We start from the raw sequence: 15,563 nt of genomic DNA on the forward strand, positions 1-15,563 counted from the left end.
CCGCAGCCATCGATTGTCGGAAAATGGGGACGATTGATCACCGTTGCACGGTAAATTGTTGCGTTCTTGCATGCAGCCATCGTGCTCTTACTGGCGAGGCGGCGGACGAGTTTTCGCGAGCACGGACATCATGCTGTAACAAACTGCGTAAATTTTTCTCGCTCCTAACCAACCGTGCTTTTGGCAGGAAGGAGCGAGGCAGATAATGATGCTTCTGAAGAGCCACAAACTGGACGCCATAGGCCGATAATCATCCCATCTGAGCCACCAGGAGTAAAATTCTTTGTTTGAGGCAAAGCAAAATTTTCCTGCCACAAAAAAGAAAAGAGGTAGGCCGACGGGACGCGTGCGCCCCGAAACGAAAACACTTCGCATTGCTATCGATACTCTCAAATCTATTGATAATTGGATTGCCGCCCAGCCTCATCCGAGGCCCACAAGGCCGGAAGCGGCGCGCTCGCTGATCGAAGCCGCGCTTCACTTTTTGGATAAGGAGTCCGGTGAGAAGAGGTAGATCCTCAGGGCGCATCCGCGGCGAGGACCTGTCTTTCCCTTCGCTCGATCTTCGCGATCCACCGGTGTCCGGTCGCCGCCGGTGCCGTAATCGCCTCGGAACCGGGCCCTCTAATTCGCCATAAAGCAGGCTCTGCCGTTGGCATCGCTACCGATGCCGAAAATTTGACCAGTGAATACCGACATATCTCTACTCTCTCCCGGCGCGAGCGCAAATCCTGTTAGAACCGTAACGCTTGAGTTTCCGATAAAGATCGTCGTCGCATTGGGAGCCACCGTGCAGTTTTTGACGATTCGCTGGACATTGTTGGCGTTAATCGGAGCCAGAGAAACGACGGCTGTGGCAACATTGGTCTGCGTCGTCGTCAGGGTCGCCCCGGTGGCCGGCGTTGTCGACAGCGCGGCGTTGAGCGAGTGATCGCCGAAAGCGAAAGCCGGACCCTCGACGGTGACCGATCCATCCGCATTTGGCTTTATGCAATTCGTCGGATTGCCAGGGTCGCATATCCCGACGTTGGAACCGACGATGCCGGTGGGTACGGGGTTCGGGGCTCCATCTTGTACAACCTGTGCGAACGCCGAGGCCGGAGCCAGCATCGCAGCCAGCAAGAGTAGAATTTTGATCATGCCAGAGTCCTTGTGGGCTACGGAGTGGACGGCGGCGGCGAGCCGTGCCAAATCATGTAAAGATAGGTCGCTATCGCGGTGAACAGGCCGCCGACTACACCGCTCGTGGTGATGATCGTGGCGACGTGCTTGGCCGCACCTTCCCGCTCGGCGGCGGCCTTCTCGAGAACCTTGAGGCGCTTGGAGTGATCGTCAGACTTTGCCGCCGTCGTATCGCCTTTGGCTTCGATCCGCTTCATATCCGCCTGCAAGACCGCGATCTCGAGCCCGAGGATTTTTGCGATTGCCGAAGGGAGGTCTTTGATGTCCTCGCGGACCTCTGACTTGAACTCGATGAAGCTCTCCTTGAGGTTCTTCTGATTGGTGACGACAGCGGCGAGCGTGCCCTTTATTTCACCTTCGTAAAGGTGGCGATCTGCGTCCTCTCGATCTGTCATCAAGCGAGCCCTTAGACAATGGAGATGGCCTTGAGGATCGCTTCGACGATCGGGAGGCCAGCGGCGAGTTCGGCCTGAAGGCTCTTCTCTTTCCACGCGGCCTCGAGCGCCACGAAGTCGGGGCTGATCGGCGTAAGAGCCGCAAGGACTTTGGATACATCCGATATGCCGGTCGATACGTCGGCCGGAACCGCAGCGACGACTTTCTCAACCTTCTCGACGGTGGCCGTTGCCGGGGAAAACCATGAAACGATTTCGCTGAACAAGCTCATTTTGCCGCCCCGCTGGCCGCGCCAATCGCGGTGAAAAATGAATGGCCGTAGCCGGCAATGAGAACGTTCTTGTCCTCGCCGTTGATGATGCGCCTGGCGTTGATCCAGTCAGCATGCATTGAGCTGAAGTAGGTCGAGAGCCTGGCGCCCGTGTACATGCCGTTGATCATGCCGTCGTAAAGTCCGCGGAGCGCCAGCGGCCATTGCAGCAAATCGCCGGGGTTCTTGGCTCCGAACTTCGCGTAGTTCGATTTCCATGTGACGCCGACAAGTCCTTCCCCGATATACGGATAGTAGGGCTTGGAGCGGAGATAGGCCTGGCTGCCTGCCTCTTGAACCGGCTGCATCGCGGTGCCGGTCTCGTGGAAAACGGTGGCCAGCATGTAGGCGAGCCACCGTTGATCCGTCAGATCGCGCCGGGACCATTCCCCGAGAATGCGAGTCATGCCGTCGACTTGCAGGTGATTAAGCCTGCCGTCGAACGGCGCCGCCCGCACATGGTCGAAGAATGAGCCCTGGTCGATCATTGTCGCGCCTTCTTAGGAAGCTGAAGTCACCGAAGGGGCGGGCGTGGTGGACGCGGGGACAGCGAGCGCGGCGTCGATCTCGGCCTGGGCGGAGGCGACTACAGCGAGCGCTCCGGTCAGGTCGACAGGCGCGGGCTCGGAGCCCAGCTTGGCGACAAGCGCGTCAACGCTAGTTTTTAGGGTGGCGAGGTTGGTGTTGAGCGTATCAATGGCGGCCATTTTTGCCTCGATGCTGGTAAGTCGTTGATTGATAGAGACTTGCTGTTGAAAAACGCCCTGAATGAACTTTGAAAGCACGGTCAAGGCGTTCTCCTTTTGTTCTTTGCTAAAATACGCACGACTGGAAATCCTGCTAGATCAAGAAATCCTGCACGGCGCGAAATCGTTCACGGTTTGTTCATAAATGCAGCAATCCGTCGCGCAGCTACTTCGTTCATTGAGACGGCCTTCGCATTGAGCGACTCGATCTGCGCATCCTTCTCCTCGCCACTCATCGTCGTGCTTCTTTGAATATCGAGCACTTGAGCATTGATGCGATCTTGCGCGATCGATAGCTGGCGGCGAACGGCATCGACGCTATCTGGCTCCGACTCGGGTTTCGGTGCCGGAGTCATGTTGACCGCGACCTTCGGCTGCTCTGCGGGCTTGCCCTTCTCTGCAAGCGCCTTGTTCAGTGCCGAAAGCTTTTCGACCGTGCTGCGATAGTCAGCTTCTCTCGGCCAGGTGCTATCTTTCATAGCGCCTTCAGACTGAGCAAGGTCGGCCTTGTCGCGCGCTATGCCTTCCTGGAGGACGGCTGGGCGTCGCTTGATCTCGCTAATCATGGTGTCGAGACGGCGCGTAAACCCGTCAAGGTTCGCGTCTTTGTCAATAAACACGCTCTCGCGCGACTGAACCTCGCCGCCTTCCCAGCGAATGAACGGCTGAATGCGCACGCCGTAGTTTGACTCGTTAAAGACGCGCTGAGCACGCGCTGAAATCTCGAGCCCCGCATAATTTCCGATCCTCGCGTCCTGCGAGTTCATGAAAGACCGTTCCATTTCGACGAAGTATTTCTTAACCGCCGCGCCGGCAGCCTCGCGGCTGGTTTGCTCGCCTCCCTTCACGCCAGAAAGGTTGATCTTGAAGTTATCGCCCGAGACATCCTGAACCTTCGCGGCTTCAGTCTTCGCGGACTCGATCTGGCTGGCCGAGTGGAGGAGCCGGGATTTGAGGAATTTGATCGAGCCCGAGAGCCTTGATTGGGTCGACTCGAATGATCGGCGCTGAGCGGTGAGCTGGTTCACTTTGCGGGTTAGCTCGGCTTGCTCGAGAATGCGCATATCGCCTGTGGCGGCGGCTTTCATTTCGGCCGCTTCCGGCAATGGATTATCGATGTCCTCCGCGGAGCGCACGCCTTTGGCTCCGGAGATGATCTGCCCGATGAACTTCGCCTTGGTATCGAGCTTTTGCCACATGAAGGCATCGAACGACCGCTGCGTCACGTAGCGATAGAGCTGAAGCTCCTTGTTCATGTTTCCCTGGCGCAAGCCGCGTCCGTCCCGCTGCGATACCTCAGCGGGCTTCCAGGGCGCATCGATGTGGTGCAGCGCCGTCATCAAGCGTTGCACGTTCGTTCCAACGCCCATTTTGCCTGTCGATCCGAACAAGACGCGGGTTTCGCCTGAGCGCGCTTTCGCAAAGAGGCGGCCTTTGGCCTGGTCGTCCTTCGCGTCATGAATGAAGGCGATTTCATTGCGCGGGATGCCGCGCTCGACGAGGCGCTTGGCCATGTCTTCATAGAGGTTAATGCGCGCTGTCTCTAATGGCTCGCCAGCGTCTTCTTCGTCTGTCGCGCCCTCATCAACCTGATCGGCCTTTGGCTTTTTCGTGGCGGCGCGAGTCTGCGGCACGCCCATGTCGAGGAATACGAGCTGCAACTTATTGACCTTGTCGGAGCCTTCGCCCTCCTTGTAAATCTTCGTGATCTTGTCGATCGCCCGTGCGACTTTGCCATTCGGGTTAAAGGGCAGATCGGGATTGTAAAGGCGAGCGTCTGTCGCGACCTTGCGGCCATCCGACACGACCTTCAGCATGTTGTCCGAGCCCTTACCCGGGCGAACACCTTTCAGGTTCGCGGCGCGGGACACAAAGCCGTCGATCAGCCGTTCCTCTTCCTCGGTCGGTTCCGCCTGGACGATGCGGATGCCCGGCTGGCCGCTCTCATTCTTTGCAAGCTCCGGGCGCGGCAGGTTGAGCATGTCTGCCGTCTGCGTATCTGCGATCTCCGAGTAAATGGAAACTAACTCGGGAATATTGACGAATTTCGAGAAAGACGTGACGGGCTGATAGGTGCGTCCGTCCGGCGAAAGCTCCATCGAGTCGACGGTCTGTCCGAAGGTTGACGCCCAATTATCGAACTTATCGATGCCGAGCTGGCGCAAGCGATTCTCTTGCAGATAACGCTGCATCGTAAACATTTCAGCCAGCGTGTTCGAGATCGGCGTTCCGCTTGCGAATGTCGCCGAACGGCCGGGCTTGTTCTGCTCGAGCCACTGGATTTTTTGATAAAGATCCTCGGCGCGCTGGCTGGCGGCCTGAGACAATCCCTTGACGCGGGTCATCTTCGTGGCGAACGCCAGGTTCTTGAATAGGTGCGCTTCATCGAGGAAAATGTGATCGACGCCGAGTTCTTCGAACGTCACGCCGCCATCCTTGCGCTCGATGTTCAGGAGAGCCTTTTTGCGAGCCTCTAGCTTGTTCTTGGCCGTCTCGACCTGTTTGACCGTCTTCTTGTCATTTTTGTCCGCGTGCATCTGGCCGATGATTTCCTCGAGCTGCTCCATCTGCTTGTCTATGTAGGAGGCCTGCCATTCTTCCGAGGTCTTGATGCGACCGAAGGCGTCATGCGTGATGACAATCGCATCCCAATTTCCCGTCGCCACCTTGCCCGCGAAAGCCCGGCGAGCGTCGCGCGTCATCTCGTCCTTTTCAGCCACGAGGATATCAGCGGTCGGATAGGCTTGTAGAAACTCGCGCGAGTATTGCTCGAGCATGTGGTTCGGGATGATATGCATCGGCTTGCGGACAAGACCGAGCCGGCGCATTTCCATTGAGGCGGCGACCATCGTGTAGGTCTTTCCGGCGCCGACAACGTGATCGAGAAGCGTGTTCCCGTTCTGCACGATACGCCAGACGGCGTTCTTTTGATGCGCTCTGAGGTCGAACGGTACAATGGTTCCGTCCGACTGCGCGGCCATCCGCGTCATGCCTGGGAAGGTTTGGTGCTGACCGTCAAATTTACGATTGACCGTCGAGTTGTACTGCCGATTGTAGATGGCCTCGAGGCGATCGCGGTTAGCGTCGTTCTTCCAAACCCAGCCTTCTGCGCCGGTCTCATCATTGCCGGCGAAGGCATCTTTCAGGTCGGCAACCTTGATGTTCGCTTCTTTAGTCGCTGCGTCGTTGACTGACGACGTGCCGTCCGAATGCTTATCGGTGACTGTGATCCGACGCATATTCATGGCGGCATCGACGATCTGCGGAAGGTCAACGCGGTTCGTCGCATACTTCGCGTAGGCTTCTGTGGACGCTCCTGCAACGCCGATGTTCCACTCCGCCGTGACGGGGTTTCGGCGAACGGTTGAGCCGTCTGCCCCTAAATGCTCCTCGAGAAACTGCTTATAAACGTCATCTGGTATCCAAGGCGCGCCGATCTGCGCCTTGATGTCGACCGACGTCAGAGGCTCGGGCTGGACTTTCTTGAGCGCCTCGACGTTTCGGGCGAACCGCGGATCGTCCTTCGCCGCCGCCTCGGCGTTTTCGAGCTTTTGAACGACGTCGCCAGAAAGGTAATCGTCGGACGTCGCCAGCTTTCCTCCCGCTGGATCGCGATAGGCCACATCGCCAAGGGCCGCCTCGACCTGTTCAACGGGGATCTTCAGAGCGTCAGCGATGTAGTACTCATCGACGCCGCCGCGGGCGTCCAGAGAGGCCATCATCGCATCGGAAGGCCCTGAGATCATGCGCTCGACAGGAGCGGACACGATGTCGCGCTCGAACAGCGCCGTTTTGCGGGCCTTGTCGGTTTCCGCGTCATAGTTCTCGAGCGACAATACCTTGTAGGCATCAGGATCGGGTCGGAACGCTTTGAAGTTCGGCATCGACGTGACGATGACTGGTTCGCCGGCCTTATTCAGCCGCTTTGTGACCGTGACGACTTCTCGGCTGATCGGTCCATGCTTTTTCACAAAAGCTTCGTATTCCGCAGAAAGCTTCTCGCGAAGATGCGCATTGGCTTCCGTTTTACCGCTCGCCTGCGATGACACGAGGTCGTTGAAAATGTCACGCATCCTCGAGAGGCTTGCTACCTTTGCGACATCTTCGCCCTTGAGGCTCGTCTCCTGGCCCACGCCATTGAGAACACGGAATATTTTTCCATCCTTCTCAAAAAAGCCGCCCTCTTTGACTTTTCCGGTTGTCTCGGCCGCCTCTGTCGTTTGCTTCGGGGTCCGGGCCTCGATCGAGCGCGGAACCATGCGCAAGTCCCGCGGAATGGTCGAGGCCGCAGAGGCGATCTGATTGGCGATATTCGAGATATCCTCGCTGGCGACGCCATATTCATTCGCCCGGTACATCGACCCGGACAAGACGTGCTCGCCCAACACAATGTTGGGGTGTTCGTCGAAATATTTGTTGATGCGCGCAGTTCCATCGCCGATCCGGATATCGGTCACATCATTCCAGCTTGGTGCGTTTTCTGCGGGAGACTGACCATTCGCGCGCTTGCGCAGAAAGATGATGTCCGTGGTGACTTCCGTCCCAGCATTCCCGGCGAATGCGCCTTTCTTGCCGCCCGGCAGGCGTATGGCGCCCATGAAGTCAGCACGCTGATTTATCATCTTGCGCGCCCGGCTCATCTCCTTGTCCATCGTGTAGCGTGACGTGATGAATGCTACCATTCCGCCAGCGCGTACCTTGTCGAGCGAGCGCACGAAGAAATAGTCGTGGATCGGAAGGTTCGGCAGGCCGTATTTTGCGTCGCGAATGCCATAGGCCCCGAATGGGACATTCGAGATCGCGAGATCAAAATAATCGTCCGGCCGCTTCAAATCCTGAAAGCCGGTGACGTTTACGTCGGCTCCACCATACAGCATCTTGGCTATTGCGCCGGACGTCGGATCAAGCTCACTCGCAGTCCAGGCCGTCACATTGCGGGCCGACTCCGGGGTAAGGCCGATGAAGTGGCCCACGCCGGCTGCGGGCTCGAGCGCACGACCTCCCATGAACCCAAGGCTCTCTACGGCCTTCCAAATGCCCTGAATGACCGGGACGCTCGTGTAATGCGCATTCGTCGTCGAGGCTCGAGCAGCCGCATATTCTTCAGGCGTCAAAAGCTCTTTCAACTCAGCGCGTTCGGCCTTGTATTCCCTGTCCTGATCGAACGCCTTCTGAGAGAGCGATCCCCATCCGGTATAGCGCACGAGGGCCTGCTTCTCGGCGAGCGTCGGCTCACGCGCCTCGGCGAGCACCTGGTGTACCGTGCGGATAGCCTCGATGTTGGCGCGGAATTTGGCGCGCGGGCCACCGACGCCAATCTGGTCGGCTTCCGGGTCAATGAGATAGTTGCGCTTCGCTCGATCGGCGAGGCTTTGGGCAGCCTCTAATCGTCCGCGTTCGGCCGCGGTGCGTACACTATCTCCGCCAGAACTATCTCCTCCGCTACCAGCGGGGCGCTTTGGACTGCGTTTAGCCTTTCCTGCGGGTCGGTCGGCAGGTTCGGGTTGTTGACTATCTGCGCTATCAGGGTGTCGTAGAGGTCCATTGCTTGCTCGCCCACCGTCCGCAAGTAATCCGCCTGTTGGCCCGACTTCTGGAGGGCGTCCAGCATCGATGGGTTGCTGCCCTTCAGGTATTGCTGGTGCATCCGTGCGTAGACTGTCGCCGATGGCATTGGTCAAATCCTTTTCCGGCTCAGACTTGGACGCCTTCGCGGGTTTGTCAAATAGCTGGGGCGCGGTATTCGCCTCATCGAACATGCCGCCCGCGTCTTTCTGCGGGACTTTTGGCGCAAGCGGCTTCTCGGCCTCGCGCTGTGCGAGATCGGCGTCACTGATACGCTCAGCGCCCGGAATGACGGTCTGAGGCTTGCCTTCGGCTCCGGCCTCGGTCGCCGGCGACGTATTTGCGGCAACCGGCTCATATTCGGCGTCATGCATGGTCGGGCGAACGTGCTTCCACCCGGCAGGCGTGCGTTGGAGTCCAACCGACTCGCTATGCCAAAATCCACGGTAAAAGTAAGAGCGGACGCCGTTTCCGTCCTCTCTAATCAGGTTGCCGTCGGCATTGTGGCCAATTTCGCGAAATTCGTCCTTCGGATCTACTTGTGGGGCTTTGCCGCTTTGGCCTTCTGCCCTTGGCGGATTTTTGCCACCGTCAGCAGGTTTGACGCCGCCACCTTGTATTGCTCCCTCAGTTGCGGGTTTTTCGCTTGGCTGGACAGTTGGCGCAGCGCCTTTACCGCTCTCAGGAGCTGTTGGGGTTGCAGGCTCATCAAACTTTCTCCACGGGATACTCGCGCCCTCGGCGTCGATTGCTTCGCGCGCTTCCGGCAAATCATCTATCGATCGGACCGCGGCGGCCTCGAGGGCGTCATCCCATGACTTTCCCTCATTCTGCATGATGTGCGCGGCAGCGTCGACGAGATCGTGATCGGGCTCCTCTTGCGCGACCGCATATTCTCGAAACCCGTCGTGTATCGCACGGCGGTTATCGTCAACTTCGCGCTCAGCCTGGGCAGCGTTCGCCGCATGCGAGTCACGCTCCAAAACGCGGTCGAGGTCGTGAACTGAATAAGTTGGATGGCGATCCATCGCGTCCTTAAGGTCGCTGATTGTCGTCTCTGCCATCGCGTGATCGATATGAGCGCCGAGATATCCAGCCTCAGCGGCTGCCTCGCGGGCTCGATCCAGCGGCATGCCGTTCTTTCGGATCAGTCCGGGGAAACGATTCATCCCCATTGACTTCAAATCGCCGCCCTGATCGCGCACGCCGCCTGCCTCTTGCAAAAACTTGATGAGGCTACGCGGCGCTGCTTCTTTAGCCGAGTTGATAAAGCTCCTTCTCGCCGGCTGTTGCTCCCGCGATGTCCCGCTGAACCTGTTCACGCGTGTATCCCGGCTTCGTGGCATTCGCGCCATTCTCAAGCGACTCCATCTCTTTGGCTGGACCGCTCCATGCATCGCGAGCCAATGAATAATTCGGGCTCTGCGCATCAAGCTCAGCGATAAGATCCCTTCGCAACTTTGGGAGGTCTGCCGATCCGGTATTTTCCTGCCCTGCGTTTACCCGCTTTATCTTGTAATCTAGTTCGCGCTTCATATAGTCCCACGGCTGAAGCGTATTCAGATCGAACGGTGTCCGGTCGATAGCCATTGCGTCTTGCGTAGCGCCGAAAACCCCCGCTCGCTGAAGGCTTGGTGTAAGGTCTTTGAGCGACGGAGAGTCCGGGTCCGGGTGAGCCGTAACGAGCGGATCGATCGGATCGGCATAGGCCGCTTTATAAAGTGGAGTGGCTCTTGCGATTTGGTCAGCCTTCACGCGATCAATCGTCTCGAGCGAACCATCATGGCCGAATAGCTCGCCAAGATGACCGTCGATCCGGTTGCGCTGATCGGTTTGGCGCTGCTCAAATAGGTCACGCGCAGCCTGTCCGGCCTTGTCCGGCCGATCGGCGATATTTCTCGCTGTATTTCCCAACGCATCGTTCGCGGCATCGGCAAGCGTATAGGATGGCGTCACGCCAGCGGTAGCCGCAGCATCATGGTGAGCGTGCATGTCGTCGACGAGATCGGAAAGGCTGATTTTCGCGTCGGCGAGCTTCTCGGCGATCGTTTTATCGGCGAATGCCGCAGGCTTCAGTGACGCGCCGAGGTTCCCAAGACCAGCGCCTACGACTGCCCCAGCGCCATGCGCAGCGCCACCGAGAATGGGGGCTGCAATGGTGCCTGTCAGCGCGCCCTTAGCGATGTTCGTGGCAGCGTCTGGAAGGCTTTGCTCCTCGCTGATCGCAATGGCATCCATTGGGCCGGTGTCGTCGACGTAGCCCATGAGCTGTTCGCGGGTGATTGGATACCAGGGGATATTCGCCGAGCCGACGTTGTTCTCGATCATCGTCAAGGCGTCGTCGGGCGCCATCGGATAGCGAAGCTGAACGTATTGCGAGGTCTGCGCCGGATTGGTCCAATCGCAATTCGGGTCCATCAGCACGTTTTCTGACGGGAACAGGAAGATGTCGGGCCGATCCATGATGATGCGCATCTTCGGCGCCTTCTGGAGCGTGACTTCTCCGGTGTGCGGGTCCGTAACCATTTTCGCTTCGAACTCGCCGGTCTCCTCCTCCTGAAACAGCCAGGATTGCTTCGATGCGACAATCGATGTGATCTTGGCGTTCTCGATCGCGCCCATAGCGATCTGGAACCAGCGAATGCCGTTGCGCCGCGTGCCGCGCGAAAGCCGGTAATTCAACAACTCTTGCTTGATAGCCGCGCTGGCTTCCTGAAATCGGTCGCCGGTGTTCTGCGGCTTGATCGAAACGACGTCGCCGGTTCCGAATAGCGCGTCAGCGGCTTGCGCCTCGGCCTTCCGCACGGCGGATCGCGTCTTGGGCCGGAGCATATGGGTCAGTTTAACGGAAACGTTAATGAGGAAACACGCCCATAAGACGCTAGCCAGCGCTTTATTCCAATTTCCTCTATCCGCTTTTCAACTTGGAGTGCCGATGGCTGTGGCGATTCCCTGACGATGGCGCGCGCCTCTGCCGGAAGCCGATCGAACGCGGCCATCTCGCGTGTTGTAGCCGTCACGCCGAACATCAGTTCATCTTACCCTTTGGCGTGTCGAGCCATTCCGAGAGGTGCGTGACGACTTCGGCCTGGACCAAATCGCCAAGGATCACACCGCGCCGCAAGCGAGCCTGCGCCTTGATCCTGACGTCGCCGAGATCGAGGTTCTTGAACGCCTCGAACAGATTCGGATGCCGTAGCCACTCCTTGTGATCGCCAAGGACATCCGACACGGCCCGGATGTTCGCGCACGAGAGGTTGCCAGCCTCGCCATCCGATGATGCGACGATTACTTGCAGCGTGACGCGCGTCACCTCGTCGCCGTATTTCTCGAGCGAGCGCATAATCGCGCCGATGGCTATCGTCTCGTTGGCCGCCATCCGCTTCGTCGAGATGTTGTAGCCGATGACGTCGACGTTGGCCGCCTTCACGATGGCGTCGAGTCGCTTCGCCTCCGGGTTGCCGGCCGTGTACATGGCCTTGTAGCGGGCCGCGCTCGTCACCTTCGTCACCGCGCCATTGATCGCCCCGAAGCATTCGGCTTGCAGCCGCTGGTCGGCCTGGATGATCTGGCAGGGGACGCTCTTGACGCCGCACATCCATGCGCCCGTCGTGCGGTGCTGGCCGTCGATGATGGCATAGTTGCCGCCGTCGATCGGACTGACCACGACCGGGGCGAACATGCACCAATTGAATGCCTTGACGATCTTGCGAACGTTCTCCTCGTCCTGGCGCTGGATCGGGCGCTGATACGCCTAAAACCCCAGCGCGGCCCCGAGCGGAACAGCGAAGATGCCAAGGCCACGCAATACCAGCATGGCGTCGATCGGAGCGTGGGAGGCCGCCAGGTGAACGACTTCGATGAAGTTGAGCACCCAACCCCAGCTAAGCCCACACAAGAAGGCCATCCACACGAAGAAAAACAATGCTTTCAAGATGTTGTAGATTTCGAGTTAGAGGGCGGATCAGCCGATCTGGCTTTTCAGGGAATAGAGCGAGCTGGTCAGATGATCCAACCGCGATCGAATGTGCGAGACCTGCGAGTGGAGCAATTCGGTCAACCCAACCGGCTCAGCTTTATCGTTACTGCTGCTGCCAGCGAGCGGGCTTGGGCCGTTGAGCTTACACAGAATTTCGTCGACGATGCCCTGCTGGATAGTGATATCAGTCATCACGTCGGCTAGCGATGATGGCAGGTGTGTCAACGTATGCGGTGTCATGTTCTCCTTGGCTCCAGGACGGTTTTTCAGCGCCATGAACTCGACGTGCGCCTCGTCGCGGTGCTGGATAGCCTGGGTCAGATCCGCCTCGAGCAACTTGTTCGCGGCATACCAATTGCGCAGATGGCGCGCGTGACGCCGCAGGCCGAGCCCGTCGATGATGTCGCTGATCATTGCGGGATCGCTCCGTACTCGCTGATGATGAACGCGGCGATCTCAAACGCATCAGCGCGCGAGAACATCAGCTTCTCCCGAGGGAACGCGATGCACAGCTCAGCGCCATGCTCGTCCGACTTCTCGATGACCAGCTCCACCTCGCCGATGTACCCGCCTCTGTGCCCGACTATCGCCATTTTCAGTTTCTTGCTCATTGCTTGGCCTTCTCGATCATGGCGGTCCAGATGTCCGCCGCGCTGTCGCTGATGTGATCGGTCGCGCGCTCGTCGCCGGCGTCCACCATCATCGTCGTCGGCTTGGTCATAGCCTCGAGCACGGCGAGGCCGCAGGCGGCGCCCAACAACGCCTTGTAGATCACACTGGCCTCGTCGTGATTGCTTGGGAGCGCTTGGAGCTTGTGCGTCTCCGGTGTGAAGCGCTCGCGATTAGTCGGAAGGCCTGGCTCGCTCATCCTAACTGCCTTGTGCGTTTCCGCCGCATGGTCGAAGTACCAGAACCATAGCTGCGCCTCGTCACGCCACGCCTTTGCGATGCGGTCTACCATCACGCTCATGATTGCTCTCCGTCGTGATCCATCACGCGATCCGTCACGTAGGCGAACGTGAAGCAGATGACGCACACCGCCAGGATCAGGACGGCTGGCCACGACGGATGCTCGATCAGCCGCCCTATCGCGATAATCACCAGAAGCCAAATGATCATGCGTCACGCTCCCTTGATGCTGATCACGCCGTCGTCGCTGATCGTCAGCCAGTAATCGGTTGCCGAGGCGTTGCGAACAGCGTCCTCGGTCGCGTTGAAGATGGCCATCACGCTAGTGAATGGCATCGGCCCGCGCATGCCGACGAGCGCATAGATGCCGCATGACAGATCCTCGATGTCGACGTCGCCCGGCGCGCCCCAGCCACGGAAGAACGTCATATCGCGCGGCGGCGGGGTCACCGGCCTCTCGCTGGCGCTCATGCGTCACCCGATAGAGCCGGTACCGTGTGCGTGCTCTCGTTGCGCATGGCCGAGAACACAGCCGCTGGCTTCTCGAGTTGGTGTATCCTCACCCAATCCTCGATGGCGTCATTCACCGAGTTCGTCAGCTCGGCGAGGATATTGTCAGCGACAGCATCAAACACTGTTTCGCCGTTCTCATAGGAGGAACGCTCCTCGTTGCGATCCTCGATCTTCTCGATGATGCCCGGCCCGCTCATGACGCGGTAGTTGTAGCTGCCCTGCTGCGCCTCAGTAATCGTAAAGGTCATGCCGATGTCACGCTCAGCATCAAGCTCCGCGATCAGATCCTCCCGGCAGTCATGTGGGCCCACATCGTAGTTCTCGCCGTCCGTGCTCGCCCACCATTGCCATTTCCCAATCGTGCTCATCGTCTCTGTCCTGCTGCTCTTGAGTATGCGGCGACTGCCGTATCCAAACTGTTGACCGATGGCGGTTCGATCCGTTGAAACTCGCCTTCGATCATTTGCCCTTGCTGCTGACCCTGCACGTTGAGCGCAGCGATAGCGTTCTCTTTCACGGTCTGCATGCGGGCGATCACCTTGTCGTACAGGAGCGCCGAATGCTCGATCATGCTCATGCTGATTTTGTCGACCACCAGAGCGTCGGCGTTCTCCATCGTCGCTGGATCACGGCGGCTGATCCATTCCATGTTCTTGAGCGCCCCTATCGCTCCGCCCCTACGCAATGCAGCGGCCACGTCTTCGTACGTGACGATCTCCTCGAGCGTGGTCGCTTGAGTTAGCCCAGCCGTCACGTCCCATGCGTCCTTGAACTTCCATTGACGAATGGTGCTCGGCGATATGACGCCATAGCCCTCATCCTTCAACTGGCGGGCGATGTCCGATGCATTGGCCTTCCGCTTGGACTCCTCCCAAATTGCGGGGGCGCGATCCTGAGCCGGCATTTCCGGCTGCGGGGTGTTTTTCTTTTTGCTCGAAAGTGTTTTCGCCATGTCTGCTAGTTAGCAACATCCAAGAGCGCTCGCCAATAGCATCGTGCTGATTTTGATGATGAATGTTGACACGGCTTCAATTGCCGCAGGGTGTTTATAAACACCTCCATAAATCTTTAGCATGCGTGTTGACATAGGGAATTAATTTCCCTATACACGAGTCATAGACAAACGACGGAGATGGAAATGACCAAGCTGATTAACGCCTACAAGGCTCGCCCAACCCCCACCAATCGCGTCAGGCTCCAGACATACCTGCGCAGGCATCCAATGGCCGTCTGCATGGCCTCGCACGTCGAGGTCGAGTGCCTCAAGGCTTGGGGCTTCAACTAATCGAGGGCTTCGGCCCTCCTTCTCAAATCGGAGTGATTGATATGACTAAACAGGAGATCAAATGGGCAGCCTCGCACGACTGGTTCGTTGCGGACATGGGCGACGGGCGCGTGCTCGTCCTCGACAACAGCCAACTGGTGACTGGCCAGAACGTCTGCGAGTGGTGCTCGTTCAGCAGCTTCAGCGCGCTGCGCAATTTCGCGGGGTATTGAGATGGGCGTTGATTTTGACACGATGCAGGAAGCGATCGATTTCCTTCTGGCGCAAGGATGGACAAAAACTGACTCCAAAATATTTCCTTGGATCAGCCGTGGCGGAACTCACCGGGCGTCAATTAGACAGTTCTTGCCCGACCTTTACGTCCGCATTCGCTTCACCAGTTGTCGCTAGCCTCCACAGGGCGGCCATGCGCCGCCTCAATGGACGCAGGGTCCAATCATCACGGAGTGACGCATATGCTGAAATTCAAAGTTTCCTTCACGGACGGCTCGATCATTATCGTCCTCGCCCCCGACGCGATCAGCAACAAAGAAGCCGACGTCGATGCTTCGATGAAGAAGGTCGAGGCGGCGGCGCGGAGCAAATACAAGACGGACGCGTCCGTCGCGATCGTCGAGATCGTTGCCTAAGCATCACGCATCACGGAATGAACTAAATGAAACTCTACGCATTGGTCAC

19 protein-coding genes are annotated in these 15,563 nt (G+C 58.4%); 3 read left to right on the forward strand and 16 right to left on the reverse strand.

Annotation, left to right across the window (positions count from 1 at the left end; all coding sequences use genetic code 11):
• Window positions 1–624: 624 nt before the first annotated feature.
• From WDN46_22925 to WDN46_23000, 16 genes are all read right to left on the reverse strand, one after another.
• Window positions 625–1,140: a hypothetical protein gene (locus tag WDN46_22925; protein MEJ0096159.1), complete on the reverse strand. Its 516-nt coding sequence runs from the start codon at window positions 1,138–1,140 to the stop codon at window positions 625–627.
• Between the two features lie 17 nt (window positions 1,141–1,157).
• Window positions 1,158–1,577: a hypothetical protein gene (locus WDN46_22930; GenBank protein ID MEJ0096160.1), complete on the reverse strand. Its 420-nt coding sequence runs from the start codon at window positions 1,575–1,577 to the stop codon at window positions 1,158–1,160.
• 11 nt (window positions 1,578–1,588) lie between these two features.
• A complete protein-coding gene (locus WDN46_22935; protein MEJ0096161.1) occupies window positions 1,589–1,849 on the reverse strand; it encodes a hypothetical protein in 261 nt (86 codons plus the stop codon).
• Window positions 1,846–2,376: a hypothetical protein gene (locus WDN46_22940; protein MEJ0096162.1), complete on the reverse strand. Its 531-nt coding sequence runs from the start codon at window positions 2,374–2,376 to the stop codon at window positions 1,846–1,848. The genes WDN46_22935 and WDN46_22940 overlap by 4 nt, the downstream gene beginning before the upstream one ends.
• 12 nt (window positions 2,377–2,388) lie before the next feature.
• Window positions 2,389–2,679, reverse strand: a complete 291-nt coding sequence (locus WDN46_22945) for a hypothetical protein (GenBank protein ID MEJ0096163.1) — start codon at window positions 2,677–2,679, stop codon at window positions 2,389–2,391.
• Between the two features lie 83 nt (window positions 2,680–2,762).
• Window positions 2,763–9,368 (reverse strand): DEAD/DEAH box helicase family protein, encoded by a 6,606-nt coding sequence (locus WDN46_22950; protein ID MEJ0096164.1) that lies wholly within the window; start codon window positions 9,366–9,368, stop codon window positions 2,763–2,765.
• Window positions 9,369–9,453: 85 nt separating this feature from the next.
• The gene (locus WDN46_22955) at window positions 9,454–11,031 is read right to left on the reverse strand and encodes a hypothetical protein (protein ID MEJ0096165.1); all 1,578 of its coding nucleotides are present in this window, start codon (window positions 11,029–11,031) and stop codon (window positions 9,454–9,456) included.
• Between the two features lie 196 nt (window positions 11,032–11,227).
• On the reverse strand, window positions 11,228–11,938 hold the full coding sequence (locus tag WDN46_22960; GenBank protein ID MEJ0096166.1) for a DUF6551 family protein: 711 nt from the start codon (window positions 11,936–11,938) through the stop codon (window positions 11,228–11,230).
• 15 nt (window positions 11,939–11,953) lie between these two features.
• Window positions 11,954–12,133 (reverse strand): hypothetical protein, encoded by a 180-nt coding sequence (locus WDN46_22965; GenBank protein MEJ0096167.1) that lies wholly within the window; start codon window positions 12,131–12,133, stop codon window positions 11,954–11,956.
• Window positions 12,134–12,163: 30 nt separating this feature from the next.
• Window positions 12,164–12,592, reverse strand: coding sequence for a hypothetical protein (locus WDN46_22970; protein ID MEJ0096168.1), 429 nt, complete (start codon window positions 12,590–12,592; stop codon window positions 12,164–12,166).
• Window positions 12,589–12,789, reverse strand: coding sequence for a hypothetical protein (locus WDN46_22975; GenBank protein MEJ0096169.1), 201 nt, complete (start codon window positions 12,787–12,789; stop codon window positions 12,589–12,591). The genes WDN46_22970 and WDN46_22975 overlap by 4 nt, the downstream gene beginning before the upstream one ends.
• Window positions 12,786–13,148: a hypothetical protein gene (locus WDN46_22980; protein ID MEJ0096170.1), complete on the reverse strand. Its 363-nt coding sequence runs from the start codon at window positions 13,146–13,148 to the stop codon at window positions 12,786–12,788. Before WDN46_22980 ends, WDN46_22975 begins: the two co-directional genes overlap by 4 nt.
• Window positions 13,145–13,297, reverse strand: a complete 153-nt coding sequence (locus WDN46_22985; GenBank protein ID MEJ0096171.1) for a hypothetical protein — start codon at window positions 13,295–13,297, stop codon at window positions 13,145–13,147. Before WDN46_22985 ends, WDN46_22980 begins: the two co-directional genes overlap by 4 nt.
• Window positions 13,298–13,300: 3 nt before the next feature.
• Window positions 13,301–13,558: a hypothetical protein gene (locus WDN46_22990; protein ID MEJ0096172.1), complete on the reverse strand. Its 258-nt coding sequence runs from the start codon at window positions 13,556–13,558 to the stop codon at window positions 13,301–13,303.
• On the reverse strand, window positions 13,555–13,968 hold the full coding sequence (locus tag WDN46_22995) for a hypothetical protein (protein MEJ0096173.1): 414 nt from the start codon (window positions 13,966–13,968) through the stop codon (window positions 13,555–13,557). Before WDN46_22995 ends, WDN46_22990 begins: the two co-directional genes overlap by 4 nt.
• Window positions 13,965–14,552, reverse strand: a complete 588-nt coding sequence (locus WDN46_23000) for a phage terminase small subunit-related protein (GenBank protein ID MEJ0096174.1) — start codon at window positions 14,550–14,552, stop codon at window positions 13,965–13,967. The genes WDN46_22995 and WDN46_23000 overlap by 4 nt, the downstream gene beginning before the upstream one ends.
• A gap of 186 nt (window positions 14,553–14,738) precedes the next feature.
• Here WDN46_23000 and WDN46_23005 point away from each other — a divergent pair, with 186 nt between their 5' ends.
• The 3 genes from WDN46_23005 to WDN46_23015 all read left to right on the forward strand — a co-directional run bounded on the left by WDN46_23005 (window position 14,739) and on the right by WDN46_23015 (window position 15,514).
• Window positions 14,739–14,885 carry a hypothetical protein gene (locus tag WDN46_23005; protein MEJ0096175.1) on the forward strand — a complete coding sequence of 49 codons (147 nt, stop codon included), beginning with the start codon at window positions 14,739–14,741 and terminating at the stop codon, window positions 14,883–14,885.
• Between the two features lie 41 nt (window positions 14,886–14,926).
• The gene (locus WDN46_23010) at window positions 14,927–15,097 is read left to right on the forward strand and encodes a hypothetical protein (GenBank protein MEJ0096176.1); all 171 of its coding nucleotides are present in this window, start codon (window positions 14,927–14,929) and stop codon (window positions 15,095–15,097) included.
• 243 nt (window positions 15,098–15,340) lie between these two features.
• Window positions 15,341–15,514: a hypothetical protein gene (locus WDN46_23015; GenBank protein ID MEJ0096177.1), complete on the forward strand. Its 174-nt coding sequence runs from the start codon at window positions 15,341–15,343 to the stop codon at window positions 15,512–15,514.
• Window positions 15,515–15,563: the final 49 nt, after the last annotated feature.

It is taken from the genome of Methylocella sp., assembly GCA_037200525.1.
Classification (GTDB): Bacteria; Pseudomonadota; Alphaproteobacteria; order Rhizobiales; family Beijerinckiaceae; genus Methylocapsa.

What these genes read in the sequence shown, in the direction of transcription:
- WDN46_22925 (MEJ0096159.1), bottom strand. Translation starts at nt 1,140, where the DNA reads ATGATCAAAATTCTACTCTTGCTGGCTGCGATGCTGGCTCCGGCCTCG.
- WDN46_22930 (MEJ0096160.1), bottom strand. Translation starts at nt 1,577, where the DNA reads ATGACAGATCGAGAGGACGCAGATCGCCACCTTTACGAAGGTGAAATA.
- WDN46_22935 (MEJ0096161.1), bottom strand. Translation starts at nt 1,849, where the DNA reads ATGAGCTTGTTCAGCGAAATCGTTTCATGGTTTTCCCCGGCAACGGCC.
- WDN46_22940 (MEJ0096162.1), bottom strand. Translation starts at nt 2,376, where the DNA reads ATGATCGACCAGGGCTCATTCTTCGACCATGTGCGGGCGGCGCCGTTC.
- WDN46_22950 (MEJ0096164.1), bottom strand. Translation starts at nt 9,368, where the DNA reads ATGAATCGTTTCCCCGGACTGATCCGAAAGAACGGCATGCCGCTGGAT.
- WDN46_22955 (MEJ0096165.1), bottom strand. Translation starts at nt 11,031, where the DNA reads ATGCTCCGGCCCAAGACGCGATCCGCCGTGCGGAAGGCCGAGGCGCAA.
- WDN46_22970 (MEJ0096168.1), bottom strand. Translation starts at nt 12,592, where the DNA reads ATGATCAGCGACATCATCGACGGGCTCGGCCTGCGGCGTCACGCGCGC.
- WDN46_22975 (MEJ0096169.1), bottom strand. Translation starts at nt 12,789, where the DNA reads ATGAGCAAGAAACTGAAAATGGCGATAGTCGGGCACAGAGGCGGGTAC.
- WDN46_22980 (MEJ0096170.1), bottom strand. Translation starts at nt 13,148, where the DNA reads ATGAGCGTGATGGTAGACCGCATCGCAAAGGCGTGGCGTGACGAGGCG.
- WDN46_22985 (MEJ0096171.1), bottom strand. Translation starts at nt 13,297, where the DNA reads ATGATCATTTGGCTTCTGGTGATTATCGCGATAGGGCGGCTGATCGAG.
- WDN46_22990 (MEJ0096172.1), bottom strand. Translation starts at nt 13,558, where the DNA reads ATGAGCGCCAGCGAGAGGCCGGTGACCCCGCCGCCGCGCGATATGACG.
- WDN46_22995 (MEJ0096173.1), bottom strand. Translation starts at nt 13,968, where the DNA reads ATGAGCACGATTGGGAAATGGCAATGGTGGGCGAGCACGGACGGCGAG.
- WDN46_23000 (MEJ0096174.1), bottom strand. Translation starts at nt 14,552, where the DNA reads ATGGCGAAAACACTTTCGAGCAAAAAGAAAAACACCCCGCAGCCGGAA.
- WDN46_23005 (MEJ0096175.1), top strand. Translation starts at nt 14,739, where the DNA reads ATGACCAAGCTGATTAACGCCTACAAGGCTCGCCCAACCCCCACCAAT.
- WDN46_23010 (MEJ0096176.1), top strand. Translation starts at nt 14,927, where the DNA reads ATGACTAAACAGGAGATCAAATGGGCAGCCTCGCACGACTGGTTCGTT.
- WDN46_23015 (MEJ0096177.1), top strand. Translation starts at nt 15,341, where the DNA reads ATGCTGAAATTCAAAGTTTCCTTCACGGACGGCTCGATCATTATCGTC.